This window comes from Brevibacterium renqingii (genome assembly GCF_017808105.1).
In the GTDB taxonomy this organism is placed as follows: Bacteria; Actinomycetota; Actinomycetes; order Actinomycetales; family Brevibacteriaceae; genus Brevibacterium; species Brevibacterium renqingii.
The window spans coordinates 25,369-51,229 of record NZ_JADBHF010000012.1; the positions used below are offsets into that span (position 1 = coordinate 25,369).

26 protein-coding genes are annotated in these 25,861 nt (G+C 64.3%); 19 read left to right on the forward strand and 7 right to left on the reverse strand.

The window, feature by feature from the left end; translation table 11 throughout:
• Nucleotides 1-28: 28 nt before the first annotated feature.
• The 4 genes from IHE57_RS12725 to IHE57_RS12740 all read left to right on the forward strand — a co-directional run bounded on the left by IHE57_RS12725 (nucleotide 29) and on the right by IHE57_RS12740 (nucleotide 5,276).
• Entirely contained in the window at nucleotides 29-1,312 is a 1,284-nt protein-coding gene (locus tag IHE57_RS12725; RefSeq protein ID WP_209373522.1) for an alpha-hydroxy acid oxidase, read from the forward strand.
• A gap of 67 nt (nucleotides 1,313-1,379) precedes the next feature.
• Nucleotides 1,380-2,636, forward strand: a complete 1,257-nt coding sequence (locus IHE57_RS12730; RefSeq protein WP_209373524.1) for an FAD-dependent oxidoreductase — start codon at nucleotides 1,380-1,382, stop codon at nucleotides 2,634-2,636.
• A 105-nt stretch (nucleotides 2,637-2,741) separates the two neighbouring features.
• On the forward strand, nucleotides 2,742-4,220 hold the full coding sequence (locus IHE57_RS12735; RefSeq protein ID WP_209373526.1) for an amino acid permease: 1,479 nt from the start codon (nucleotides 2,742-2,744) through the stop codon (nucleotides 4,218-4,220).
• A 99-nt stretch (nucleotides 4,221-4,319) separates the two neighbouring features.
• On the forward strand, nucleotides 4,320-5,276 hold the full coding sequence (locus IHE57_RS12740) for an ABC transporter substrate-binding protein (protein ID WP_209373528.1): 957 nt from the start codon (nucleotides 4,320-4,322) through the stop codon (nucleotides 5,274-5,276).
• 49 nt (nucleotides 5,277-5,325) lie between these two features.
• Here IHE57_RS12740 and IHE57_RS12745 read toward each other — a convergent pair whose 3' ends face one another.
• Nucleotides 5,326-5,790 carry an NUDIX hydrolase gene (locus IHE57_RS12745; RefSeq protein ID WP_209373530.1) on the reverse strand — a complete coding sequence of 155 codons (465 nt, stop codon included), beginning with the start codon at nucleotides 5,788-5,790 and terminating at the stop codon, nucleotides 5,326-5,328.
• Between the two features lie 73 nt (nucleotides 5,791-5,863).
• Here IHE57_RS12745 and IHE57_RS12750 point away from each other — a divergent pair, with 73 nt between their 5' ends.
• From IHE57_RS12750 to IHE57_RS12775, 6 genes are all read left to right on the forward strand, one after another.
• Nucleotides 5,864-6,652, forward strand: coding sequence for an alpha/beta fold hydrolase (locus tag IHE57_RS12750; RefSeq protein ID WP_209373532.1), 789 nt, complete (start codon nucleotides 5,864-5,866; stop codon nucleotides 6,650-6,652).
• Between the two features lie 75 nt (nucleotides 6,653-6,727).
• A complete protein-coding gene (locus IHE57_RS12755; RefSeq protein WP_366933951.1) occupies nucleotides 6,728-7,636 on the forward strand; it encodes a sulfurtransferase in 909 nt (302 codons plus the stop codon).
• A complete protein-coding gene (locus IHE57_RS12760; protein ID WP_209325226.1) occupies nucleotides 7,636-8,121 on the forward strand; it encodes a SufE family protein in 486 nt (161 codons plus the stop codon). The genes IHE57_RS12755 and IHE57_RS12760 overlap by 1 nt, the downstream gene beginning before the upstream one ends.
• 86 nt (nucleotides 8,122-8,207) lie before the next feature.
• Nucleotides 8,208-9,275, forward strand: coding sequence for an iron chelate uptake ABC transporter family permease subunit (locus tag IHE57_RS12765; protein WP_209325225.1), 1,068 nt, complete (start codon nucleotides 8,208-8,210; stop codon nucleotides 9,273-9,275).
• A gap of 86 nt (nucleotides 9,276-9,361) precedes the next feature.
• Complete coding sequence (locus IHE57_RS12770; RefSeq protein ID WP_216630029.1) at nucleotides 9,362-10,375, forward strand: FecCD family ABC transporter permease; 1,014 nt, start codon at nucleotides 9,362-9,364, stop codon at nucleotides 10,373-10,375.
• Complete coding sequence (locus IHE57_RS12775; RefSeq protein ID WP_209373544.1) at nucleotides 10,372-11,196, forward strand: ABC transporter ATP-binding protein; 825 nt, start codon at nucleotides 10,372-10,374, stop codon at nucleotides 11,194-11,196. The genes IHE57_RS12770 and IHE57_RS12775 overlap by 4 nt, the downstream gene beginning before the upstream one ends.
• 95 nt (nucleotides 11,197-11,291) lie before the next feature.
• Here the strand turns inward: IHE57_RS12775 and IHE57_RS12780 are convergent, their stop codons facing one another.
• The 3 genes from IHE57_RS12780 to IHE57_RS12790 are packed head-to-tail and all read right to left on the reverse strand — an operon-like array spanning nucleotide 11,292 to nucleotide 13,057.
• A complete protein-coding gene (locus tag IHE57_RS12780) occupies nucleotides 11,292-12,260 on the reverse strand; it encodes a DUF808 domain-containing protein (protein WP_209373545.1) in 969 nt (322 codons plus the stop codon).
• A complete protein-coding gene (locus tag IHE57_RS12785) occupies nucleotides 12,261-12,581 on the reverse strand; it encodes an META domain-containing protein (RefSeq protein WP_209373547.1) in 321 nt (106 codons plus the stop codon).
• Nucleotides 12,578-13,057, reverse strand: coding sequence for an META domain-containing protein (locus IHE57_RS12790; RefSeq protein WP_209373549.1), 480 nt, complete (start codon nucleotides 13,055-13,057; stop codon nucleotides 12,578-12,580). The genes IHE57_RS12785 and IHE57_RS12790 overlap by 4 nt, the downstream gene beginning before the upstream one ends.
• 241 nt (nucleotides 13,058-13,298) lie before the next feature.
• Between IHE57_RS12790 and IHE57_RS12795 the strand changes: the two genes are divergently transcribed.
• From IHE57_RS12795 to tpx, 6 genes are all read left to right on the forward strand, one after another.
• Nucleotides 13,299-15,257, forward strand: a complete 1,959-nt coding sequence (locus IHE57_RS12795) for an LPXTG cell wall anchor domain-containing protein (RefSeq protein WP_209373556.1) — start codon at nucleotides 13,299-13,301, stop codon at nucleotides 15,255-15,257.
• A gap of 264 nt (nucleotides 15,258-15,521) precedes the next feature.
• Nucleotides 15,522-17,723, forward strand: coding sequence for an LPXTG cell wall anchor domain-containing protein (locus tag IHE57_RS12800; protein ID WP_209373558.1), 2,202 nt, complete (start codon nucleotides 15,522-15,524; stop codon nucleotides 17,721-17,723).
• 168 nt (nucleotides 17,724-17,891) lie between these two features.
• Nucleotides 17,892-18,107 carry a hypothetical protein gene (locus tag IHE57_RS12805; RefSeq protein WP_209373560.1) on the forward strand — a complete coding sequence of 72 codons (216 nt, stop codon included), beginning with the start codon at nucleotides 17,892-17,894 and terminating at the stop codon, nucleotides 18,105-18,107.
• A gap of 41 nt (nucleotides 18,108-18,148) precedes the next feature.
• Nucleotides 18,149-18,967: a thioesterase family protein gene (locus IHE57_RS12810; protein WP_209373562.1), complete on the forward strand. Its 819-nt coding sequence runs from the start codon at nucleotides 18,149-18,151 to the stop codon at nucleotides 18,965-18,967.
• A gap of 70 nt (nucleotides 18,968-19,037) precedes the next feature.
• Nucleotides 19,038-20,045, forward strand: coding sequence for a DUF368 domain-containing protein (locus IHE57_RS12815; protein ID WP_209373564.1), 1,008 nt, complete (start codon nucleotides 19,038-19,040; stop codon nucleotides 20,043-20,045).
• 78 nt (nucleotides 20,046-20,123) lie between these two features.
• Complete coding sequence (gene tpx, locus IHE57_RS12820) at nucleotides 20,124-20,624, forward strand: thiol peroxidase (RefSeq protein ID WP_209325214.1); 501 nt, start codon at nucleotides 20,124-20,126, stop codon at nucleotides 20,622-20,624.
• 84 nt (nucleotides 20,625-20,708) lie between these two features.
• Here tpx and IHE57_RS12825 read toward each other — a convergent pair whose 3' ends face one another.
• Complete coding sequence (locus IHE57_RS12825) at nucleotides 20,709-21,425, reverse strand: PIG-L deacetylase family protein (protein ID WP_209373566.1); 717 nt, start codon at nucleotides 21,423-21,425, stop codon at nucleotides 20,709-20,711.
• A 101-nt stretch (nucleotides 21,426-21,526) separates the two neighbouring features.
• On the opposite strand from IHE57_RS12825, the gene IHE57_RS12830 reads away from it, so the two are divergent.
• A complete protein-coding gene (locus tag IHE57_RS12830; protein ID WP_209325212.1) occupies nucleotides 21,527-22,195 on the forward strand; it encodes a hypothetical protein in 669 nt (222 codons plus the stop codon).
• Nucleotides 22,196-22,201: 6 nt separating this feature from the next.
• On the opposite strand, the gene IHE57_RS12835 is transcribed toward IHE57_RS12830, so the two are convergent.
• On the reverse strand, nucleotides 22,202-23,479 hold the full coding sequence (locus tag IHE57_RS12835) for an FAD-dependent oxidoreductase (RefSeq protein ID WP_209373655.1): 1,278 nt from the start codon (nucleotides 23,477-23,479) through the stop codon (nucleotides 22,202-22,204).
• 140 nt (nucleotides 23,480-23,619) lie between these two features.
• Here IHE57_RS12835 and IHE57_RS12840 point away from each other — a divergent pair, with 140 nt between their 5' ends.
• Nucleotides 23,620-25,128: a DHA2 family efflux MFS transporter permease subunit gene (locus IHE57_RS12840; protein ID WP_366933952.1), complete on the forward strand. Its 1,509-nt coding sequence runs from the start codon at nucleotides 23,620-23,622 to the stop codon at nucleotides 25,126-25,128.
• A gap of 19 nt (nucleotides 25,129-25,147) precedes the next feature.
• Here the strand turns inward: IHE57_RS12840 and IHE57_RS12845 are convergent, their stop codons facing one another.
• The gene (locus IHE57_RS12845) at nucleotides 25,148-25,489 is read right to left on the reverse strand and encodes a hypothetical protein (RefSeq protein WP_209373568.1); all 342 of its coding nucleotides are present in this window, start codon (nucleotides 25,487-25,489) and stop codon (nucleotides 25,148-25,150) included.
• A 207-nt stretch (nucleotides 25,490-25,696) separates the two neighbouring features.
• Between IHE57_RS12845 and IHE57_RS16595 the strand changes: the two genes are divergently transcribed.
• Complete coding sequence (locus tag IHE57_RS16595) at nucleotides 25,697-25,825, forward strand: hypothetical protein (RefSeq protein ID WP_301541242.1); 129 nt, start codon at nucleotides 25,697-25,699, stop codon at nucleotides 25,823-25,825.
• Nucleotides 25,826-25,861: the final 36 nt, after the last annotated feature.

The window sequence follows — 25,861 nt, forward strand, 5'->3', positions numbered from 1 at the left end:
GAGCGCACAGCCGCGACCGAGGAGAGAGATGAAGCGCCGACTTCCCGACATCAGAGAACTCGCCCCCTTGCTGAAGTTCGAACCGCCCCGACTCGACCGAGTGGCCGCAAGGCTCGACTCCGCCGCCGATATCTGGGATCTGCGACGCATCGCCCAACGTGTGACCCCGCGCGCACCTTTCGACTACGTCGACGGGGCGGCTCTGGACGAGCGGACCCTGAGCAGGAATCGCAACGCTTTCGCCGAGGTGGAGCTGCTGCCGCGCATTCTCCACGGTGTCGACGCCCCGGACACTTCGACGACAATCGCCGGATCCCGAACTCGTCTGCCGTTCGGCATCGCCCCGACCGGATACACGAGGATGATGCACTCCGAGGGTGAGGTCGCCGGTGTGCGCGCGGCGACGAAGGCCGGAATCCCGTTCTCACTGTCGACGATGGGAACGACCTCGGTCGAGGACGTCGCACAGGCGGCCCCGGACTCGACCCGGTGGTTCCAGCTCTACCTGTGGAAAGACCGGCAGCGCAGCCTCGACCTGCTGCAGCGAGCCCAGGCCAGCGGTTATGAGACTCTGCTCGTCACCGTCGATACGCCCATCACCGGGCAGCGGCTGCGTGATCACCGAAACGGATTGACGATCCCGCCGCGGCTGACCTTGGGTACGATCCTCGACGCCTCGTACCGGCCGGGCTGGTGGTTCAATTTCCTCACCACCGAACCGCCGAAATACGCCTCCCTGTCGGATACCTCGCAGTCCTTGGCGGAGATGACGCAGACGATGTTCGATCCCACCCTCGACCTCGATGACCTGCGGTGGATCCGGGAGCAGTGGTCGGGTCGCCTCTTCGTCAAGGGCATCCTCACCGCTGACGACGCACGTCGGGCTCAGTCGGTCGGAGCCGATGGCCTCGTGGTCTCCAACCACGGCGGGCGCCAGCTCGACCGTGCCCCCGACTCACTGACTTCCCTGGCCGAGGTCCGCGCCGAGGTCGGAGCCGACATGGAACTCATCCTCGACTCCGGAATCATGTCCGGCACCGATGTCGTCACCGCTCTGTGCGCCGGAGCGGACTTCGTCCTCATCGGCCGCGCCTATCTCTACGGGCTCATGGCCGGCGGTCAGAGGGGAGTCGAACGGGCGATCGAACTCATCCGACAGGAGATCCTCACCGCCATGGGGCTCATGGGCGCCCGCAGCATCTCCGATCTCGGCCCCGACCTCGCTCGCGGCCTGCCCTCGGCACCGCAGAAGACGAGCCCGTTCGCATCCAGATCGGCAGCGGAGACGCGCAGGAGCGAGGAAGGCGTCTGAGCAGACGGTAGACGATGTGCCACAGCCGGGTCGAAGATAGGACTGTGAGGATGAGGAGGCGCGAGAGTTGATCACAGCAGCGAGCGTGGGAGAGCAGCTCGAATCAGTGTCGGCCGAGACGCCGCGCATCCTCATCGTCGGAGCAGGCATCGCGGGGATCACCCTGGCCCAGCTGCTCAGAGTTCAGGGGCTCGAACCGGTGCTCGTGGACCGGTCCGCCGACGCGCGACGCATGATCGGAGACAACCGGGCCGGGTACATGCTCGCGCTCATGCCCATGGTCGACCCGATCATCGACGCCCTCGGCGTTCGGGACACCTATCTCGACGCCAGCGTCGGCATCGACCGCTATGTCGCCCATGCGCACTCCGGGCGCGTTCTCCGGCAGGACCGCCTCGGCGATCTGCTGGCCGAGTACGGTGACTACCGGGGGATCTCCCGGGCCGCGCTGCTGACGGTGCTCACCGGTGATGACTGTCCGGTGGCTTTCGGCACCACTGTGTCCGGGCTTGCTGAAGACGAGCGATCGGTGACCGTCACGTGGGGCGATGATTCCGGTGCGGCAGCGGAATCGGCGCGTACCGCGTTCGACATCGTCGTCATCGCCGACGGAATGAACTCGCGGACCCGGGACCTCGCACCGAGTCGCGGCTCCCTCGGCGCAGCCCGGTCGGCAGACGCGGTGGACACCTTGGACACGGCGTGGGGAGGCTGGGTGTGCTGGGCAGATGCCGACGGGAGCCCGGACGCCGTCGACGAGATCTGGGGCGACGGCTTCTTCCTCGGCATGTATCCGGTCAAGGACGGCATCGGCGTCTTCCTCGGATGCCCCGACTCACGGGAGCCGCTGGGGCCACGACGGTTCGCCGATGAGGTCAGGGCGAAGCTGAAGGTGCTGACACCACGCATCGACGCCTGCCTCGAGGCGATCGCCACAGCCCGAGACCCGTTCTTCTGGCCGTTGCGTGACTCCCGCGCTCGCCGTTGGGCCGAGGGACGCACGGTCCTCCTCGGCGATGCGGCGGCCGGCTTCCTCCCCACGGCCGGCATCGGAGCCGGCATGGCGATGGAATCCGCCCACATGCTCGCCCGTGCGATCGCCGCAGGCCGCGACGACCCGGTGACAGCGCTGAAGCGCTTCGAGGACCGCCAGCGTCCGCGCGTCGAGGCCGCCCACGAGAATTCACGCGCCCTGGCAGGGCTGATGTTCGATCGGTCCCGGCTGCTTGCGGCCGCCCGCGACCAGGTGTTCCGGATTCTCAGCATCAGGACCGCACTGAAGCCGATACTCAAGCTGCTCGAGACCCCGGCCGAGCAGATGTGAGCCTGCTCGCACCCGGAGGATCCCCCGTCCGTGACAGGTCCGGCTGTGGTAGGAATGGCCAGGGTCCTCGTGCGTGGACCCGCCGAACCACGAGCGAGGACGACCATGAGAACACCTGCCGCCGAGGCGACCGGAGAGCGCCGACTCAGACGGGGACTGAAGTCGAGGCACCTGCAGATGATCGCCATCGGCGGGGCCATCGGCACCGGACTGTTCCTCGGCTCCGGCGGAACGATCTCCCAGGCCGGGCCTGGCGGCGCCGTGCTGGCCTATGCGGCGATCGGCGTCATGGTCCTCGTCGTCATGCAGTCACTGGGGGAGATGTCCACGCATCTGCCGGTGGCCGGGTCCTTCCACACCTATGGAACGAAGTACGTCAGCCCCTCGTTCGGCTTCGCGATGGGATGGAACTACTGGTTCAACTGGGCGATCACCCTGGCAGCCGAGCTCGTCGCGGCCGGAGTCATCATGTCCTTCTGGCTGCCCGGCGTGCCGTCGTGGGTCTGGGCGGCGAGCTTCCTCATCCTCCTCGGCGGTCTGAACTTCCTCTCGTCGAAAGCCTTCGGTGAGGGTGAGTTCTGGTTCGCCGCCATCAAAGTCATCGCCGTGCTGGCGTTCCTCGTCCTCGGTGTGCTGATGATCGTCGGCATCATCGGAGGCTCCGCGCCGGGACTGCGCAACTGGACGACGGGAGAGGCACCGTTCGTCGGCGGCTGGATGTCGGTCATCAGTGTGTTCATGATCGCCGGCTTCTCCTTCCAGGGGACAGAACTCGTCGGTGTCACGGCCGGGGAGTCGGAGAACCCGCGCAAGGACATGCCGCGAGCCATCCGGACCGTGTTCTGGCGCATCATGCTCTTCTACATCGGCGCCATCGTGATCATCGGCTTCCTGCTGCCCTACACCGATCCGTCGCTGCTGGCCTCGGCGAACAACGAGGACGTCACCGCTTCGCCATTCACGCTCGTGTTCGAACGCGCCGGAATCGCCGTGGCCGCGGGAATCATGAATGCCGTCATCCTCACCGCGATCCTCTCGGCCGGCAACTCGGGCCTCTACGCCTCGACCCGCATGCTCTACGCCATGGCCAAGGACGGAACCGCGCCGAGGCTGTTCGCCCGACTCAACGAGCGCGGAGTGCCGGTCATGGCACTGCTTGCCACCGCCGTGATCGGACTGTTCGGGTTCCTCTCCGAGGTCATGGGCGACGGAGGTGCTTACACGTGGCTGATGAACGTCTCGGGCCTGTCCGGATTCATCGTGTGGGTCGGCATCGCCTGGTGTCATTTCAGGTTCCGACGTGCTTACCTGCGGCAGGGGCATTCGGTCGACGGGCTGCCGTACCGTGCTCCGCTGTTTCCGATCGGTCCGATCATTGCGCTGATCATGCTCATCGTCGTCATCATCGGCCAGAACGTGCAGGCCGTCGTCAACGGCCGCCTGCTCGAAGTCGCCAGCGCCTATGCCGGTCTGCCGGCATTCCTGCTGCTGTGGCTCGGGCACCGAGTGATCACGGGCCGACGTTCGCGGATCGTCCGACTCGAAGAGATGGACGTCGCCGGCCTCGAGGTCAAGGCGCCCTGAAGAAGCCGGACACATGCCGACACGAACGGCCGTGAGTGTGCATTTCTGAGTTCGACAATGGGTTAAGCTAGGCTCGCCTTACTATTCGAAAAGGAAGCCATGCGCCGAACACTCGCCCCGATTCTTGCCTCCCTGCTCGTCCTCGCCGGTTGCGGCGGAGGCGGCTCGGACTCCGCGGACACCTCCGGGCCCAACGTCGACACCAAATTCGGGTCTGTCGAAGTCCCCGCCGACCCGCAGAAAGTCGTTGCCCTGGGCTGGGGAGATGCCGAAACGGCTCTGGCCCTGGGCGTACAGCCTGTCGGGGCCTCCGACTGGGTCGAATTCGGCGGCAAAGGCGTCGGTCCCTGGGCCGAAGACCTCTACGACGAGGCTCCGGAGATCATCGCCACCATGGAGCCCGACTACGAAGCGATCGCGGCCCTCGAACCGGACCTCATCCTCGACACGAAGAGCTCCGGCGAACAGAAACGCTACGATCGCCTCTCCGAGATCGCGCCGACCGTCGGTCCTCCGAAGGGTGGGGACGACTACCTGACGACCATGGACCAGCAGGTCGAACTCGTCTCCCAGGCGCTGGGCAAGGAGGACAAGGGCGAGAAGCTGCTGAAGGACCTCGACGCGAAATTCGCCGAAGCCCGCAAGTCCCATCCGGACTTCGACGGGAAGTCCGTGGCCGTGGCCGCGAAGACCTCGGAAGGCTGGGGTGCCTATATCGACGGCACCGAGCGGGTGCAGTTCATGGAGAACCTCGGTTTCACCCAGTCGGAGAAGATCTCGGCGCTCGAACCCGAAGGCTTCACCGCACCGATCTCGGAGGAGAATCTCGATCAGCTCGACGCGGACCTGCTCGTCGTGTTCCCCATCTACATCAAGGATTCCGAGGTCACCGACGACTCCGCTTTCAAGCGGGTGCCTGCCGTTGAGGACGGCCACGCCCTGGTGCTGACCGAAGACCTCAACGACGTGCGCCAGGCGTTCTCCCTCAACTCGGTGCTCTCGGCGGCCTACGCCGCTGACAGAATGCCCGAACTCATCGAGAAGCATCTGGGCTGAGTCGCTCGGGCGGCCGCTCGGCGCTCGACGCCCGTCGTCGGAGTCGGCTTCAGCTGTGGCGTCCGCCGCGCAGCGCCTCGAGGCCGATGTCGATGATGCGCGCGTGGCGGACCTCGGCGAGCGAGCCGATCGGCAGCCACTCGGCGCGGTCGGTCGTCCCGCCGACTTCGAGGGTGCCGAGCGTGCCTCCGGTGATCCGGGCCTCGAAGACGACCCGTGCGCCTTTGAACGGCCGCGGGGCCGAGGTCCCGAACGCAGGATTGCGACGCGACTCCGTGAACGTATGCGTGGTCAGAGGGCGGATCAGCTCGGCATCGTAGCCGGTCTCCTCTTTGATCTCGCGTATCGTGCCCTCTTCGATGCTCTCGTCGAATTCGATGCCCCCTCCGGGGAGCGTCCAGATCGCGTGGACGTGGTCCCGACCGCCGTTGAACCAGCTGAGAAGGACTTCATCATCGTCGTTGACGATGACGGCATAACCGGCAAGTCGAGTGTCATATTCGGAGAAGTGCATGACCTCACCCTACCCGCGCCCGTGACAGGGGAGCGGCTGTCAGCCTCGCCTCCTGACCCGCTAGGCTGGAGTGGTGACCACCATCTTCAGCAAGCGCGTGGGTGAGACCGGCCGACGCATCGTGTTCCTCCACGGACTGTTCGGCCGCGGCAAGAACTTCACCCGGATCGCCAAGGCGCTCGCCCCCGAGTTCTCGAGCCTGCTCGTCGACCTGCCCAACCACGGAGACTCCGATTGGACCGCAGCGTTCGACTACATCGAAATCGCCGATGCAGTCGCGGATCATATCGCCGAGGTGACCGAGGCCGAACAGCGGCCGGTGCACCTGGTGGGACATTCCCTCGGCGGCAAGGTCGCCATGGTCCTCGCCCTGCGCCGCCCCGATCTCATCGACCGGCTCGTCATCGTCGACATCGCCCCCAAGGCCGGCGGATCCACTGGCGTCTTCGAGCATCTGCTCTCGAGCCTGGCCGACCTCGACCTCGACCGAGTGGAATCGCGCACGGACGCCGACGTCGCCCTGCAGGAGCCGATTCCGGAGGCTGCCACCAGGGGATTCCTGCTGCAGAACCTGCGCCCGACCTCGTCAGGCTATGCCTGGCAGCCCAACCTCGAACTCCTGTACTCGAGCCTCGATGCCATCGGCGACTTCCCGGATATGGGCGATGCGCAGTTCGACCACCCTGTCTTGTGGGTGGCAGGCGAGGACTCCGAGTACATCAGCAGAGATGACCTGCCGCAGATGCGCGCACTGTTCCCGCGGACCACACTGCTCACCGTCAAGGGCTCAGGACACTGGGTGCATTCGGAGAAGCCGCAGGCCTTCGTCTCAGCTCTGACCACTTTCTTCGGCAGATCCTGACGAAGGAATATGCTGAAGAGGTCCGACGTTGCCCCAACGAGCTCGTCATAGTCACCTATGTTTCAGGAGGAATGCGTGAGCACTTCGATCCCGGTCGATGGCACACCGAAGTTCGCCGAGTACGCGGACGGAACACGACTGGTCAGCACCGAATGGGTTGCTGAACATGCCGGCGACCCCGGACTCGTCATCGTCGAAAGCGACGAGGATGTGCTGCTCTACGAGACCGGCCACATCCCCGGAGCCGTCAAGGTCGATTGGCACACCGAGCTCAATGACACAGTGACCCGCGACTACGTCGATGGCGAAGGCTTCGCAGCGCTCATGTCCGCCAAGGGCATCTCGCGAGATGACACCATCGTCGTCTACGGAGACAAGTCCAACTGGTGGGCAGCCTACGCCCTGTGGGTGTTCACCCTCTTCGGCCACGAAGACGTCCGGCTCATGGACGGCGGACGTGCCAAATGGCAGGCAGAGGGCCGTGAGATGACGACCGAGAAGCCGAAGCCCGCGCCCACCGACTATCCCGTCGTCGAACGCGACGACTCGGCCATCCGCGCCTTCCTGCCCGAGGTTCGCGACAGCCTCGGCGCATTGCCTCTCATTGACGTGCGCAGCCCCGAGGAGTACTCCGGCGAACGCACCCACATGCCCGCGTACCCGGAGGAGGGCGCCCTGCGAGGCGGTCATATCCCGGGCGCGAAGTCCATGCCCTGGGGCAAGGCGGCCAATGAGGACGGCACGTTCAAATCCGCGGCCGAGCTCAAGGAGCTCTACACGGAGCAGGCCGGTCTGGGAAGAAGCGACGAGGTCATCGCCTACTGCCGCATCGGCGAACGCTCCAGCCACACCTGGTTCGTTCTCAAACACCTGCTCGGGTACGAGAACGTCCGCAATTACGACGGGTCCTGGACCGAATGGGGCAACGTTGTGGGCGTGCCGATCGCCACCGGTTCCGAGCCCGGGGAGGTGCGCGGAGCCTGATGACCGCCGAAACCGCGCCCGAGACCGCCGACCTGCCGGAGGGCCTGGCAGACATCGTCAACGACTTCGCCGACACCGAGACCGATGACCGTCTGCAGCTGCTGCTGGAGTTCGCGACCGATCTTCCCGAGCTGCCCGCGCAGTACACGGATCATCCGGAGCTGCTCGAGCCCGTGCCCGAATGCCAGTCGCCGATCTTCCTCGTCACCGAGGTCGAGAGCCCCGAAGCCGGGGACGAAGCGGTCGTGCGGCTGCACTTCTCCGCGCCGCCGGAGTCGCCCACGACCCGCGGGTTCGCCGGGATCCTGCACGATGGCCTCGACGGTGCCACTGCCGGGACGATCCTGTCGGTCCCGTCGGATCTGCCTCTGCGGCTGTCGCTGTCGGCAATCGTCAGCCCGCTGCGGCTGCGCGGAATGAGCGGAATGCTCTCGCGCATCCAGCGACAGGTGTCCGAGAGGATCGGCAAGATCACAGCCGGTTGAGCCTCATATCGCTTGGCTGAGATGGCCGCGTGAGTTACAGTGTGGTTAGCCTGCCCTTAGTCGCCGCACTCGAGAAGGACCATCAGATGACCGGTTCCGCCACCGCTTCTGCGGCGAAACCGCACACTGACAGCGGTCAGCCCGCTGGTCGGAAACTGTGGTTCAAGCGTGTGGTGGGGCTGGTGACCGCCTGCATCGTGCTCATCGTCGTGGTGCTGGCCTCACTGGCCATCGGTGCCCGCGACATGCCCGTGTCCGAAGTCCTCGGCGCGTTCTTCTCACCCAACGGCAGCGATGACCAGCTCGTCGTCCTCGAACTCCGCCTGCCGCGGACCGTGCTCGGCGTCCTCGTCGGCATGGGGCTGGGCCTGGCCGGAGGCCTCATCCAAGCCCTGACGCGCAACCCCTTGGCGGACCCTGGCATCCTCGGCGTCAACGCCGGAGCCTCCTTCGCTGTCACCATCGGAGTCGCGTTCTTCGGAATCACCTCGATCACCGGCTATATCTGGTTCGCCTTCCTCGGCGCGCTGATCGCCACGATCGGGGTCTACATCATCGGATCCTCGGGACGCAGCCGCACGGTCGACCCGATCCGCCTCACATTGGCCGGAGTCGCCGTGGCCGCGGTGCTCACCGGGCTCACCAAGGGGATCCTGCTCACGAATGAACGCGCATTCGACGCGTTCCGGTCGTGGGACGTAGGTGCGATCGCCGGCCGCGACTTCGACACGATCACCGCGATCCTGCCGTTCATGATCATCGGCATCGTACTCGCCCTGGCCCTGTCCCATTCGCTCAACGCGGTGGCGCTCGGGGACGATCTGGCCGCCAGCCTGGGAACCTCGGTCAACCGCACTCGAGTGTTCTCCATCCTCGCCGTGACCCTGCTGGCCGGAGCGGCCACGGCAGCCGCCGGCCCGATCGGCTTCATCGGACTGATGATCCCGCACATCGCTCGGTGGATCGTCGGCACCGATCAGAGGTGGATCCTCGGATACTCGCTCGTGCTCTCTCCCATCCTGCTCCTGGCCTCCGATGTGATCGGAAGAGTGGTGATGAAACCCGGCGAACTCCAGGTCGGAGTCGTCACCGCATTCGTCGGTGCACCGGTGCTCATCGCCCTGGTCCGTCGGAAGAAGGCGAGCGGTCTGTGAAAACCAGCCATCTTGCGGTGCAGGAACGCACACTGTGTCCTCATCCGAGAACCCTGCCGGGGGAGAGGGTCGACTTCGGTCGGCCGATGCTGCGTGTCTTCGGCGTTCGACTCGACATGCGCGTCCTCATCACCGCCGGCATCGTGGCGCTTCTCGCTCTGGCCTGCGGATTCGCCGGTCTCATGCTCGGGAAGTTCTCCCTCTCCATCGGAGAAGTCTTCCAAGGCCTGGTCGGGATGGCGGACAAGCGCATCGTCAACACCGTGGTCGGTGAGTGGCGCGCCCCGCGTGTGCTCGCCGGCATCGTCCTCGGCGCCGGGCTCGGAGTCTCCGGAGCTGTCTTCCAGTCGCTGACTCGCAATCCACTCGGCTCCCCGGACATCATCGGTTTCTCCACCGGGGCCTACACCGGTGGAATCGTCACCATCATCGTCTTCGGCACGAGCTTCGTCTCGACCGCCGCCGGAGCGATCATCGGTGGACTGCTCACCGCCGTGATCGTCTACATGCTCACCTGGAAGGGCGGAGTCCAAGGCTTCCGCCTCATCATTGTCGGCATCGCTCTGACAGCGATGCTCAACGCCTTCAACACGTGGCTGATCCTGCGGGCCGACCTCGAACTGGCCATGGCCGCGGCCACCTGGGGTGCGGGAACACTGAACGGGATGGGGTGGTCGACTATCGCTCCCGCCGCTGTCGCCACCGTTGTCCTGGGACTGGCCTGTGGGCTCTTCGCGCGTGACCTCGGGACCCTGGAGCTCGGCGACTACGCTTCCAAAGCCTTGGGGGTGCGGAACGAGCCTGTGCGCGCAGCCCTCATCGTCGTCGCGGTGGCGCTCGTGGCAGTGGTCACGGCGGCCGCCGGACCGATCGCGTTCGTGGCATTGGCCGCCCCGCAGATCGGACGGCGGATCGCCAAAGCGCAGGGAACCAGCCTGCTCGCCTCTGCCGCTGTCGGTGCTCTGCTCCTCGTGGCCGCCGACCTCATCGCTCAGCATGCCTTCGGCGACATCCAACTGCCTGTCGGCATCATCACCGTGAGCATCGGCGGAATCTATCTCATCTGGCTCCTCATCCAAGAAGCTCGGAAGGCATCATGAGCACTCTCAACGCCGACACACACTCGCCCCTGGTCGCCCAGCATCTCGATCTGGCCTATGACCACCGCGAGATCGTGAGCGACCTCGATGTGGCCATCCCCGACGGGAAGTTCACAGTCATCGTCGGACCCAATGCGTGCGGGAAGTCCACTCTGCTGCGAGCCCTCGCCAGGCTGCTCCCTCCCGCTGACGGTGCAGTGCTGCTCGACGGGAACAACATCGCGAAGATGAAGACGAAGAAGATTGCCCAGCGTCTGGGGCTCCTCCCACAGACATCCATCGCTCCGGAAGGCATCACGGTCGCTGAACTCGTGGCCCGCGGTCGCCACCCGCACCAGTCGTTTCTCCGTCAGTGGACCGATGCCGACGAAGCCGCTGTGCTCTCGGCACTGCGAGCGACGAACACCGAAGAGCTGTCATCGCGGCAGGTCGACGAGCTATCCGGCGGTCAGCGCCAGCGGGTCTGGGTGGCCATGGTTCTGGCCCAGGAGACCTCGCTGCTGCTGCTCGACGAGCCGACGACCTTCCTCGACGTCGCCTTCCAGATCGAACTGCTCGACCTGTTCTGCCAGCTCAATCACGAGTACGGCCACACACTCGTCGCGGTGCTCCACGACCTGAATCAGGCCTGTCGCTACGCGGATGAGATCATCGCGATGAAGGACGGCGAGATCGTCGCCCAGGGCAGACCCGAGGAGATCATCACCGCCGAACTCGTCGACGAGGTCTTCGGCATCGGCTGCACCGTCATCGACGACCCCGTGACCGGAGCGCCGATGATTGTGGCGGGTATGCCGAAGAAGACCTTCGCCGACAGGTGAGCCGGATGCGGACTGCATCTTCAGCTGCGCCGATCACGGGGAAGTGACGAAGCAGATCGCGCCCGGTGCTCAGGACCAGTTCGCGAGGTAAGAACTCACTTCCGTGCGGCTCTGACCAGCCCGGTGATCCCCAGCACAGCACTCACGGCGACGGCGCCCCAGATCGCACCGAGGACGAGGGAGAAAGCGGTGTTCACCAGCCAACCGAGAAAGCCACCGACAGCGGGAATCGCTGCGACGGGCGTTTCGAGATGGTGGACGAAGCCGTAGAGGACGTGGAAACCGAGTTCATCGGTGCCGACGAGGATGATGTGCCCACCGACCCAGAGCATGGCGAAGGTGCCGACGACGGAGAGCAGGGCGAGCAGCTTCGGCATGGCGCCAACGAGGAAGCGACCGAACTTCTGCGGACCTTGAGCGTCCTTCGTCGCCAGGTGCAGACCGATATCGTCCATTTTGACGATGAGTGCGACGACGCCGTAGACGCCGATTGTGATCGCCAGGGCGACAAGGACCAGAATGAGCGCCCGGCTCGTCAGGGACTTCTCGGCCACCTCGTTGAGCGCGATGACCATGATCTCGCAGCTGAGGACGAAATCGGTCGTGATGGCCGAGCGGACGATTTTCTTCTCTGCTGCGGCGCCGTCGGAGGCGTTCTCTTCCGTTCCGTCGCTGTGGGCCTCATGGCTCTTCTCATGATGGGCGATCCAACCGAGCTTCTCGAAGATCTTCTCAGCGCCCTCGAAACACAGATACGTGCCGCCGATCATGAGCAGCGGGGTGAGGAGCCAGGGCAGGAACTGGCTGAGCAGCAGGATGATCGGCAGAATGATGACGATCTTGTTGACCAACGAGCCCAGGGCGATGCGCTCAATGATCGGCAGTTCGCGTTTCGGGCTGACTCCTTCGACGAACTTCGGAGTCACCGCTGCATCGTCGACGACGACGCCGGCGGCCTTCGCACCGGCACGCGATGCCCCGGCAGCGACATCATCGAGACTGGCAGCGGAGAGTTTGACGAGGGCGGTGACATCGTCGAGGAGTGCGATCAGACCCCCGGCCATCTATCGGCCTTCGTTCGTATCAGCTGAGCCGGGCGGCTGCCGGAGCAGAACACCGAGGTGGTTGTCGGCCGTGTCGAAGAGTTTGAGCTGATCTCCATCGGGTTCGACACGACGGGCCTTGGGCACCCACGTGAGCATTCCCGGCGCGGCCATGAGCGTTGTCATGGACGGTGCGATCATCAGGCCTTCGGCTTCCTCCGACCACGAGGTGGCGATGGCATTGGCCCCGTCGCTGCCGCGCACCGTGCCGTCCTCGAGGAATGCGAGGAAGGCTCTCTCGTTCTTCTCGGCCGCCCAGCGGCCGACTACCTCATGTGTCATTTGTCTTCCTTCTCCAGTCCGCCGATGACCTTGCCATTGCTGTCTTCGACCTTCATGACGTTGCCCTCGACCGTGGCCGTGGATGCCTTGCCCAACCAGGGGTCGACGCCTGCGCAGGCTTTCTGCGTGGTCATGAACGATTCGATGATGATCTCGTCTCCCTCGACCTTCCACGTGGTCGCGATCGCATTGCAGCCGTCCGAGCCTTTGAGGGAACCGTCGTCGGAGAACTCGAGGAAGGGATCTCCCTTCTCAGGAGAGGTCCACTTGCCGACGGGGTCGATCGTCGACGCGTCCTTGCTCGGAGACGCGGCCCCGGTCGACTCGCTCGGAGCCGAGGAGCTCGGATTCCGGGGATCGACCCCAGTGTCACATGCGGCGAGCGGAAGCGTGAGCGCCAGAGCGGCCACCCCGAGCGCAAACCTGCTCAGATTGCGCGAAACGGCCGTCGTTCGAAGCGGTGTGTGGTTCGACATGCCCTGATCATAACGGCCGCGGTTCGACGGGACCTGTACGAACGTCGAACTCGGGCGAAGAAGCGACTTCTGTAAGTTGTGTTCACCTACAACTCACATTGTCCTTGCCATGCGTCGTGACCAAACCGTAATCTTTCACACGGTTGAAAATCTGACACCGAAGATGCGCACCACCGATCGGTGAGCCGTGTTGAGGCGCCGGACAATCGAAGCACCGACAACGATCAAGGAAATCAACAGTATGCAGAAGAAACTCGTTCAGAGTTCACTGGCACTGAGCGCCGTTGCGGCGCTGGGCCTGGGAAGCGCATTCGTCGCCTCTCCCGCGATGGCCGACAGCGCCCCGCAGAAGCTGAATCTTCAGAGTGAAGCTCAGGTCCAGAAGGCACTGTCCGGAATCGAAGGCGTCAACGCCTACGGTGCCGACGGCGGCAAGCTCAACATCGGCGTCGCCGAGAAGACCGACGAGGTCAAGGATCTCGAGAAGAAGTACAACAACATCAAGGTCACCGAGGGCGTCAAGGAACTCAAGCCCTACGCGAAGAACGACCTCGTCGGCGGTTCCGGATACCTCGTCAAGGCCGGCGAAGCCGGTGGCGCCTGCTCGACTGGATTCACGGGCTGGGACGGAGATGGCAAGCCCGTTGTGCTGACAGCCGGACACTGCTCGAAGATCATCAACGAAGAGACGAACGAGTTCGACGGCGACACCACTGTCGATCAGACCGAGAAGCCGTCGACCTCCGAGGCCAACGGGGGAGAGGGCTTCCAGGCCTCCGGCAGCGGCGTCATCGGCAAGTGGGGCTTCCACAGCTTCGGCGGCGACCTCCTCGAAGGCTCCGACCAGAACAAGTGGCCAGAGCCCAGCGAGTCCGACATCGACTTCGCCGTCATCGACGTCGATGATTCGAAGTACAACGTCAAGAGCGGTATCACCGACTGGAAGACCGCCGACTCGGACGATCTGGCCAAGTCGACGACCGACATCACGAAGGTGGGATCGCACAAGGACGGCTCGATCAAGAAGTCGGGTCGGACCACCGGCCAGACCGAAGGTGAAGTCCTCCCTCGGTCGGAATACGATTTCGACTACCAGAACGTCGGCGGCCGCTGGGTCCACGGATTCGGCGTGACCGCACCGGCTGACAAGCCCTTCTCGCAGCCCGGCGACTCGGGCGGCGGCGTCTACCAGGGTGAGACCGCCGTCGGTGTCATCTCCGGTGGCGGAAACCTCGATGCCGACACCTCATTCACTTGGGTCGCTGACCTCGACCACTCGCTCGAGCAGTCCGGTACGGACTTCAACCTGGAGAAGCCGGGCGAAGAGACTCCTGAAGCACCCGATGCTCCGAAGGTCGAAGACCAGACCATCGAGCCCGAGGAGAAGATCACCGGCAAGGCCGAAGCCGGCGCCGAGGTCAAGGTGTCGTGGAAGGCCGCTGAAGGAAGCGAGTCCGGCACCGAGGCGGCGGAGGGAGACTCGGAGACGGTCAAGGCCGATGAGAACGGCAAATTCTCCGTCGAAGGTCCTGAAGAAGCCGGCGACTACAAGGGCATCGCGACGGCATCTGCTGAGGGACAGCAGTCCAAGAAGACCGAGTTCGACCTGATCGTAGAGGAGGAAGAGACTGAAACTCCTGCTCCCGCTGAACGCGAGATCAGCGTCGACCCCAAGGAGATCGCTGCCTCTGAGTTCGTGAAGGAAGACGAGGGCGTGACTATCACGGTCAAGGGCTTCGATGAAGGCGAGAAGGCGACCCTCAAGGTCGCTTCAGGTCCTGAGAACGTCAAGGGCATCACCCTCAAGGAAACCGCGAACGAGAACGGCGCTGCTGCATTCGCCATTTACGGCACGAGTAAATCCGACCCCTCGGCCTACCTCGGCAAATATGATGTCCAGGTCACCGGTGCCAACGACACCGAAGACGAAGATGCTCTGACGGGCTCCTTTGAGGTCGTTGCCGATGAAGACGGCAATGGCGGCGGCACCGGCGGCGATGACGACGGCAACAACGACGGTGGAAACAACGACGACGGTGGAAACAACGACGACGGTAACAGCGATGATGGCAATGGTGACGGCGGCTCCGATCTGCCTCGCACCGGTGCCGAGCTGACCGGCCTCGCCGCCGGAGCGGGCCTCCTCGTCGTAGGTGGAACCGCAGTCGTTCTGACGATGCGCCGCCAGAAGAAGAACTGAATCCAGCGCGGCTGACCGCCTGACGGTCCGCCACTGCTCGATACCGATGCCCCTGGTCGTCTGACCGGGGGCATCGGCTATTCAAGGTCGCCGGGGAGCAAGGGCCAGGAAGCCATCTCCTTCTACGTCGCCTGCAGTTTCGTACATTTAGTTCACAGTTTCGGTACTACTTTCTTGGTAGTCGATGAGTGGAGCCCGTAACCTTACCGTGACTTAGGTCATCGAATTGTGACATTGTTCCCTCAAAAAGAGAGACGACTACATATGCAGAAGAAACTCGTGCAGAGTTCGCTGGCGATGGCAGCGGCTGCGGCACTTGGGCTCGGCGGCGCGTTCGCTGCCTCCCCAGCCGCGGCTGATCAGCCTGAGGTGAAAGTATCGAACGAGAGTGCGGTGCAGACCGCTGTCTACAAGAACCTGTCAAACAAAGACGGCGAGCTGATTTCGGAAGTCGGGCGTTTCGGCGTTGATGGAGACGACCTCGTCATCGGCGTTTCGAAGAAGAGCGAGAAGGTCAAAGCGTTCTCCTCAAAGTACGACAACGTTGAGGTTGTCGTCGACTCGCGATATGTGAAAGCGGAGCCTCAGGCGGCCACGGACCTGGTAGGCGGCGCCGGATACATGGTGAATGTTCCATCAGACCCGAAACTTGCATCTGTATGCTCTACCGGATTTGCTGGCTGGGACGCACAGGGTAACCAGGTGGTTCTGACCGCAGGTCACTGTGCCGTGGACACCACCAACGGTGCTCAGAATGAGATCATCGATCTCGAGAAGCCTTCGATTGCGGAGGCTGCCGGCGGGGAAGGCTTCCAGCCCGCCAAAACAGGAGCTCCGGGCACGTGGGGATTCCACCAATACGGTTCCGAAATAGTGAACGACACGGTCGCTGACGAAGAGAAGGCCATCGACTTCGCCGTCATTAAGGTGGCAGACGGATTCACCACGAAGCCGGAGGTGACCGACTGGACGACAGCTGATTCCGACGATCTGTCGAAGAGCACGACTGAGATCACCAAGGTCGGCACAGCTACTCCTGGCGCTTCCATCAATAAGTCGGGCAGGACCACCGGAGTGACGGAGGGAACAGTACTCGACGATCCCGAAGCCTTTGAATATGCCAATATCGGCGGTCGTGCCGTCCACGGCTTCGAGGTGACCTCGGGAGCTGAACGGTTCTCCGATCACGGTGATTCCGGTGGTGCTGTGTACCAGGGCGACACAGCGGTCGGAGTCATTTCGGGCGGACCTGATTCCGGCGAATGGACCTGGGTCGCCGACCTTGAGAACTCACTTGAGAAGTCGGGCGCCACTTTCACCCTCGAGAAGCCAGACGACGGCGACGATGGTGCGAAGACGGACGCTGACGCTGATGCCGATGCCAAGGACGCCGGCGCCGATGCGGACGCCGGTGCTGAAGTCGACGCCGGTGCTGATGGAAATGATGCTGGTTCGGACGCCGACGCTGACGGTGAAGAAGCACCGGAGGAGCCAGTCGCTAAGGACCAGATCGTTGATGAGGGCGGTACTATCGTCGGCAAAGCCGAGCCGAAAGCCGAGGTCAAACTGACCTGGGCACCGAAATCCGAGAAGCAGACGGGGAACTCCACTCACGACGCTCCCGCACAGGGTTCGATGAGTGTCACTGCAGGTGCGGATGGCAAGTTCAAGGCCGAGGCACCTGCGGAAGCCGGTGTGTACTCATACAGCGCGATTGCCATTGTCGACGGTGTCGCTTCGGACGCTATTGAGTTTGTGGTGACTGTTGAAGAGCAGGCCGCTGACGAAGCCGATGGAGGTGCGGCCGACGGTGCCGACGCTGAGGGCGCTGCCGACGCTGAAGGTGCCGCCGACGGCGCCGACGCTGACGCAGCCGCCGATGGTGCTGACGCTGACGCGGCCGCCGAAGGTGCTCAGGCAGAAGCCGACTCGGATGGCTCCAAGGACGGCGAGGCCCCGGCCGAGCGCAAGCTGAGCATCGATCCGAAGGAAGTTGCTGCCTCCGACTTCGTCCAGCAGGACAAGGGCGTGCAGATCACCGCTGAAGGCTTCGACGAGGGCGAAAAGGTCACGCTCGAGGTCGTTGCCGGTCCGGAGAACGTCGAAGGCATCACCCTTGACGAGGTCGCGAACGAAGACGGAGTCGTCGGATTCTCCATCTACGGCACCAACGCCTCCGACCCCTCGGCTTACCTCGGTAAGTACGATCTCCAGGTCACCGGGGCCAACGACGCCGAAGACGAAGATGCTCTGACAGGCTCCTTTGAGGTCGTTGCCGATGAAGACGGCAACGGCGGCGGAACCGGCGGCGATGACGACGGCAACAACGATGATGGAAACGGTGACGGCGGATCCGATCTGCCCCGCACCGGTGCCGAGCTCACCGGCCTCGCCGCCGGAGCCGGACTCCTCGTCGTAGGTGGAACCGCAGTCGTGCTGACCATGCGCCGCAAAAAGAACAACTGAGGTTGAACACCACGGTCTCAGGCTGACCGTTTGAATGAAAGTGCCCCTGGTCGCTCGGCCAGGGGCACTTTCTCAACTCACGCCCAGTCTGGGCCGCTACGTTCGCTCATACCGAAGATCAACAGGCAGTGGGTGGTGCCCGCAGGCGCGGTCAGGAAGGAGCCTCGGATGAGCCTTGAAGACGATCCGTTCGACTATCAGGTCACCAAGTCAGGAGTTCTGCTCATTCGTCGAGGCGGCCGCATCGTGATGGAGCTGGGCGGAAAGAAGGCTGCGGCGCTCATCCCCAGGCTCGGCCGCGACGCCGACAGCGACCAACAGCTGCTGGCCCGCGTGACGGGCAACTACCGCCACGGAAACGAACGACAGATTCGCGGCGACTGAGTCTGGCTGGACGTTCGTTCAGCTATTGATAGTGTTGTGACATGAGTCAAACGCCCTCCAGCGAATTCGTCCGTGCCACCGCCGTCGAGCGACAGGGCGACCATACCTTCACCGCGGAGCTCGATGCCGGGTGGAAAGTGGGAGGCGCCGTCAACGGGGGATACCTCCTCGGAGTCGCCGGTCGGGCGTTGCGTGACCTCAATCCGAGTACACCGGATCCGTTGGTGATCTCCACTTTCTACCTCGGGCCGAGTACGGAAGGACCTGTCGACATCTCGACGCGGACACTGCGGGAGGGCAGATCAACGGCGAGCTACGGGATCGAACTGTCGCAGAACGGAGCGCCGACTGTCTCAGCGATGGCCACGATGGGCAACCTCGGCGCGCTTCCCGACGATGTTGCCACCACCGCCACCCCGCCGCAGCTTCCCCCTCCGGATGAGTGCATCAGCGTCGCCGAGGCCAGCGACGACTTCCACAAGGCCGCTCCGATCATCGACCGTTTCGATATGCGTTTGGACCCGGCGACCGCTGGTTTCGCGGTGGGCAAGCCCAGCGGCCGCGGGCTGCTGCAGGGGTGGATCCGCTTGATCGATGGGGCGGACCCGGATCCGCTGTCGCTGCTGACCTTCCTCGATTCCTTCCCGCCGGTGATGTTCGATCTCGGCAGATTCAACTGGGCGCCGACCATGGAGCTGACCGCGCATGTCCGCGCCCTGCCGGCCCCCGGGTGGATCAGCGCACGCATCTCCACCCGAAACATCGCTGGGGGCATGTTCGAAGAGGACTGCGACCTCTGGGATTCGACGGGTCGACTGGTCGCGCAGTCGCGGCAGTTGGCACGACAGCCGCGCGGCTGAGGAGAAGCAGCCGACGTCCGGTTGCGACCGTCGTGCAGCCGGCGGGCGCACATCCCATAGGGTGGGGAGCATGACGAACTCCTCGATGTCGGACACAGAGACTGCGCCGGCGCGCCCCAAAGGGCTCATCCCGCTCGACCTCATCCGCGGCTTCCTCATCGGCAGCGCCGAGCTCGTTCCCGGCGTCTCGGGCGGCACAATCGCGCTTGTGACCGGCGTCTACGACCAGCTCATCGACTCCGCCGCTCACGTCGTGTCGGCGGCCAAAACGCTCGTCACCGGACCTCATCGTGTCTCCGGTGCTGTGGCGGAGCTGCGGCGCACCGATTGGTTCCTCGTCGTTCCTGTCCTCCTCGGCATGGCGACCGCCGTGTTCACCGTCGCCGGTGTGATGGAATCCTTCGTCACCGCCGAGCCCGAATTGGCGCGGGGACTGTTCTTCGGCCTCGTTGCAGCCAGCATCGCAGTGCCTCTGCGGATGCTCCCGTCACGCACCTCGCGCCAGCCCATGCTCCTCGGGGTCCTGGCATTCCTGGCCGCGGCTGCTCTCGCCTTCTGGATGACGAGTTTGGCTGGGGGAGCCGATGTGGAGAACCCACCGCTCATCGCCGTGTTCTTCGTCGCCTCGATCGCGATCTGCGCACTCGTGGTCCCCGGCGTCTCCGGGTCGTTCTTCCTGCTCGCTGTCGGAATGTATTCGACCACCCTGCGCGCTGTCGACTCACGCGATTTCGGATACCTCGGAATCTTCATGCTCGGAGCGGTCCTCGGTTTGGCGGTCTTCGTGAACATCCTGAAGTTCTTCCTCCACAACCATCGGTGGTGGACGCTCATCGTCATGGCCGGGCTGATGTTCGGATCGCTGCGGGCTCTGTGGCCCTGGCAGACTGCCGCCGAAGTCGGTGCAGATGGTCAAGCCCACGGGGCAGGCGGCCTGCTCGCACCCGTCGACCCTGTGCTCGGCCCGATTCTTCTCGCCGTTCTCGGCGCAGTGGTCGTCATCGCGCTCATCATCATCGAGACCATCTTCACGCACTCGGAGAAGGAACCGGCCAAGCAGCCCGGACAGCAGCCGTGAACATCAAGATCTGCTCTCTCGACTCTCACGTAGAGTGAGAGAGACAGCAGTCACCTCTGAAGAAGGAGAGAATCAAGTATGGCCAACACAGCATTTCAGGGATCTCCCGTCAAGACCGTCGGTGAACTGCCGACCAAGGGCGAGCAGGCGCCAGCCTTCAGCCTCGTCGGTGGAGACCTCGGCGAAGTGAACTCGCAGGACAACTCGGGCAAACGCGTGGTGCTCAATATCTTCCCCAGCCTCGACACGGGTGTCTGCGCCGCCTCGGTGCGGAAGTTCAACGAACTGGCGGCCGGACTGGAGAACACCGCCGTTCTCTGCATCTCCAATGACCTCCCATTCGCCCAGGCACGCTTCTGCGGAGCCGAGGGCATCGAGAACGTCGTCGTCGCCTCAGGATTCCGCAGTTCGTTCGGCAAGGATTACGGCATGACCATGGTCGACGGCCCATTGGCAGGTTTGCTGGCGCGATCTGTCGTCGTCCTCGACGAGAAGGGCACGGTGACCTACACCCAGCTCGTCGACGAGATCACCACCGAACCCGACTACGACGCGGCGATCGAGGCTCTGGGAGCCTGACCGCAGCCGCTGGTCGAAACGTCGACCCGCAGACTCAGTGATCACAGAGCCGGGTGGGATGCTTGGATGCGTCCCACCCGGCTCTCACATGTCGATGACGCCGACGGGCAGAGCGTAGTCGACCCCGGCGAGTTCTCCGCCGGACGTGGTGATCGAGGGAATCATGTCCTTCGGTGCGGGATGATCGCTGAGCGCCTGGAGATAGATTTGATGCGCCTCCAATGAGCGCACACCGCGATCGACATGCTCGGCCGTGAGAGCGACGGCGTGAGTGGGCTCGGCTCCGTTGATCATCAGGCGAGCGGCCTTCCACGCCTCAAGCCCTTCGTCGTTGAGTTCGGTGAAGATCCACGGATTGTCGGCGTCGCGGATCGCATCGGCGGTGGCGATGCCGGCGTTGCGATGATCGACATGGTTGAGCCCCCACCTGGCCTTGAGTTCGAAGTTGGTCACCATCACCGTGTCCGGCCGGAACTCACGGATCTTCCTCGCAATGGCACGACGCAGTTCGTGGGAGGGTTCGACGAGCCCGTCGGGGAAATCGAGGATCTCCAGATCGTCGACACCGACGATGGTGCACGCTCGGCGCTGTTCGGCCGCGCGCAGCGGGGCGACCTGTTCCGGGGACATATCCCGGATGCCGGCTTCGCCGCGAGTGAGCAGCAGGTAGGAGACCTTCTTGCCTTCATCGGTCCATTTGGCCACTGCCGCAGAGCCGCCGTATTCCATATCATCGGGGTGGGCGACTACGCAGAGCACACGATCGACATCGGTATCGTCGAAGAGCGGGAGTTCAGTCATGACACCAGGCTATGCGTCCGCACTCAGTTCTGCCAGAGACGGTCGCCGAGGACGGGCGTGGGTACGATGAGGGAGACCGTCCGACAGTGTGGAGGCCGAGCGTGAAGAACAGACTGCTCCTGGTGGGCACGGTGGTCCTGAGCCTGTGCCTGGGAGGATGTTCGGCGATCAAGGTCAGCAGCTCCGAAGACGCCGCATCGAAACCGGCGCGAGTGGGCATCAGCGACGGGCAGTCGACTCCCACGTCCAGTCGGACCGATTCGCTGGTTCCAGAGGGAATGACCGAGACCGCCGTCGACCTCGGCACCGAATGTCCGGTCGATGTCAGTCTTGCGCTGAGCCCGGAATGGGTCGACGAATCCGGATACGACGGGTATCGACTCTATGCCTCCGCCTCGGGTGCGCTCATCACGGTCAACTGCTTCGAAGACGACGAAGGGTCAGCTCAGGAGCTGGTGCAGAAAGCTCGCGAGCGAATGTTCAGCACCTCGGGATCGGCGAAGGTCGGCGAAGCATCGGGGTCCCTGAGCGGGGGAGAGTATTGGGCCGTCCACGGCACGCTCGCACCCGACGACATGCGGGCGGTCGACAAGGAGGAGTCCGTGATCTACGGAGTCGTCGTCGGGACCTCCGTCGAGGGGCGCCTTTTCAAAGTCAGCGTCGACATGCTCGCTCAGGCCGAGGACACGAAGGCTCAGGAGCAGTTCAGGCAGATGCTGCCGACTGTCCGACTCGACGGGCACGGGATCGAGACTCCGGACCTGCGCTGAGTGATCTCAGCCTTCTGCCGCGTTTCCGGTTGCGTCCTCGGCTGCCACAGGCATGGTCTCCGAACGGGACGTTCGTCGTGGTCTCCGACCTCCGTGCATCCGCTTGAGGAGCTCTCTGGCAGCGATCCTGCCAGCTCGGGTGGCACCCACCGTCGAACTGGCTGAGCCGTAGCCGACGAGGAAGATCCGCGGATCATCTTTGACGGCCACCTCGGTGTCCATGGCGATTCCGCCGTCGGGAGTGCGCAGGTGCAGAGGCGCGAGATGTTTGAGCGCAGCTCGGAAGCCGGTGTTCCAGAAGACCACGTCGACCTCTTCGGTCCGCTCACTCGTGAACGGGGCCCAGGATTCGGGCACCGCAAGATGGTCACTGGCGGATGGTCCGAGTCCGTCTGCAGTGGTCATCTGCCGACCGTCCTCCTGGCCGGGGAAGTGGACGCCATGTGGGAGCACCCGGTCGAACATGCCGCGTGAGACCAGCACGCCGGAATCGACGCCGTCGCGGAATTCGGGACGGATCGGCAGGCCCGTGGTGCGGACGACACTGGCCGGGGCGAGCCCGGACAGGGTTCTGTCGCGTACCGCCTTCTCGACTTCGAGACCCCACTGACCATCGAACTCTCTGGCCGTGAAATTCGGGGGACGGCGCGTGGCCCAGAGGGTGTCGGTCACCTCGGAGAGTTGGAGCAGGAACTGCGTGGCGGAGATGCCTCCGCCGACGACGAGTGTGCGCAGGCCGCGGAAGTCATCCACCGTGCGGAAATTCACCGTGTGCAGCTGATGCCCCTCGAAATCCGCGATTCCGGGCACATAGGGCACATAGGGCTGCGTCCACGTGCCGGTCGCGTTGATGATGAAGTCGGTCGACAGCCGCACCCGCTCATCGTCGATCTCGGCGGTGACGTCGAGCCTGCCGACAGCGCGCTCCTGGGAGGTGACAGCGGCCACCTCGGCGGGACGAACGACGCAGAGTTCGAGTTCACGCTCGAACCGGGAGTAATAGTCGGAGACCACCTGCGAGGCGGGCACATTCGGATCCGGTCGCCCGAGCGGGAATCCGGGCAGGTCTGCCACATGGTTCGTCCTCCCCAATGTCAGCGAGTCCCATCGCTCGCGCCACGCCCCGCCCGGCCCGGCTCCGGCATCGAGGACGATGAAGTCTCTGCCCGGGACCAGACCGTCGCGCCACAGGTAGTGTGCTGCGGACAGTCCCGCCTGGCCGGCGCCGATGATGACGACGGACCAGTGGGAGTCGATGAGGAGCTCATTGATTCGGCACACCATGGCCTCATTGTTCCAGGTTCCCATCAACCGTGCTCTCGGCGGGCGTGCCTCTTCGCCGCCTCGGGCGCCAGGAAGCAGCGAGGCTGGTCGTGGCCGCGACTCGGATTGACCGGCCCGGCGAAGAGGAGAAAGATGATCCGGTGACCTCCGAACCGAATACCGTATCGAACCCCTGGCGAGCACTGTGGGCGCTGTGCCTCGGCTTCTTCATGATCCTCGTCGACTCGACGATCGTCTCCGTCGCCATGCCCGACATCATGGAGTCCCTGAACGCCGATATCAATGCCGCCATCTGGGTCACCTCGGCGTATCTCCTCGCCTATGTGGTGCTTCTGCTCATCACCGGCCGACTGGGGGACAGGTTCGGCCCGAAACGGGTCTATCTGGTCGGACTCGTCGTGTTCACCCTCAGCTCCCTGTGGTGTGGGATGACCACCAGCGTCGAAGCCCTCATCATCGCCCGTGTCATCCAAGGGGTGGGTGCCGCCTCGATGACGCCGCAGACCATGGCTGTGATCACTCGGATCTTCCCGCCCGACCGGCGAGGGGCCGCGATGGGAATGTGGGGTGCCGTCGCGGGTGTCGCCACCCTGGTCGGACCTATCCTCGGCGGGGTGCTCGTCGATGCCTTCGGCTGGGAATGGATCTTCTTCATCAACATCCCCGTCGGCGTCATCGCCCTGGTGATGGCCATCTGGCTCGTACCCAGCCTCGAGACGCGCCCGCACCGGTTCGACTGGTTCGGCGTGGTGCTTTCGGCCGGCGGAATGTTCCTGCTGGTCTACGGCATCCAACAGGCGCACGGTGCCGGTTGGGGACCGCTCATCGGTCCGGTCACGGTGCCTTTCGTCATCGCCGGCGGGGTCGTGGTCCTCATCGGATTCGTGCTGTGGCAGAAGGGCAACCGATCAGAGGTGCTTGTGCCTCTGTCGCTGTTCAAGGACAGGAACTTCACTCTCGCTGCGATCGCGATGACCACGGTCGGCTTCGGCGTGACGTCGATGGCATTCCCGATCATGCTGTGGGCGCAGACCGTGCTCGGCTACTCGCCGACGCAGTCAGCGCTGCTGCTGGCTCCGATGGCGATCCTCTCCGGGGTGCTCGCGCCGTTCGTCGGCCGCCTCGTCGATCATGGGGATCCACGTGTCCTCGCCGGCATCGGACTCGGTGCCTTCTCGATCGCGCTGTTCTGGTTGGGGTCGATTCTCGACGTGCATACTTCGCTGTGGGCGGTCATTCCGCCGGTGCTGCTGTTGGGTGTGGCCAATGGCTTCATGTGGTCGCCGATCAGTTCGACAGCCACGCGGAATCTGCCCCTGCACCATGCCGGGGCCGGTTCGGGTGTGTACAACACGGTGCGACAGGTGGGCGCAGTGCTCGGCAGCGCAGCGATCTCCGCAGCGATGGAGTCGCGTTTGGCCGCGAACATCGGAACGTCGAGCGGCCCTGTCGGTGGGCCCGGCGCCGAGGCGGGGCTCGGTCCCGCTGCAGATGCGGCCGGAGGGGCGTCGACAGAAATGCCGGAGGCGATCGCCTCCGGGTTCGCTCACGCCATGGGGCAGTCGCTGTGGGTGCCGGCAGGACTGATCATCATCGGTTTCGTCGCGGTCCTGTTCTTCGAACGGCCGCAGCCACGAGTCCGCGGCTGAGCCAGCGGCGCGAAGGTGCTCAGGCACAGTCAGGGCCGCGAGGATTCGCATAGCAGTCCTCGTCGACGAGATATCGGTGATACCGATAGACATCGATGTCGATCTCGTTGCTCGCCACATGCGCGAAACCGTCGATGGGCAGCCACGGGCCGCCGTCGACGGAGAACTCGCCGCTGAACGTTGCAGTCATCGACACCGAAACGGCACCGGACTTCTGGTATTCGTGTCCGATCTGCGGCCTGTCGCCGGGAAGCGGTTTTTCGCCCTTCACCGAGGTGGTCTTACCGGCGTCATCGCCGAAATCCCAGTGGAAGCGTACGGGAGTGACCTTGACCGTGACTGCATAGGTCAGCAGAGTCATGTCGATGTAGCTGACTTCGCTATTGGTCCAGAAAGCCGCGGGTTTGCCGACGACGGCCCAGTCCTTCGGCCACGCATAGATCGTCGGTGCGGGGATATCGAAGCTCTGGAATTGCGATTCCGGGATCCGGGTCGGTGGGGCAGGTCGGGCCGGGGCGCCTCCGCCTCCACCGCCTCCACCGCCTGGGCCGGGGTCGCTGACGCAGAGATGGCCGACTTCTTCGAGGCTGCATTCGGGCAGTTCGGCTCCTCCGCCGCCACCGCTCCCGCTCCCGCCTCCGCCGGAACCGCCGCCTCCACCGCCGCCGGAACCGCCGCCGTCGGAACCGCCGCCTGAGCCGCCTCCGGAACCGCCACCGCCTCCACCCGGCGG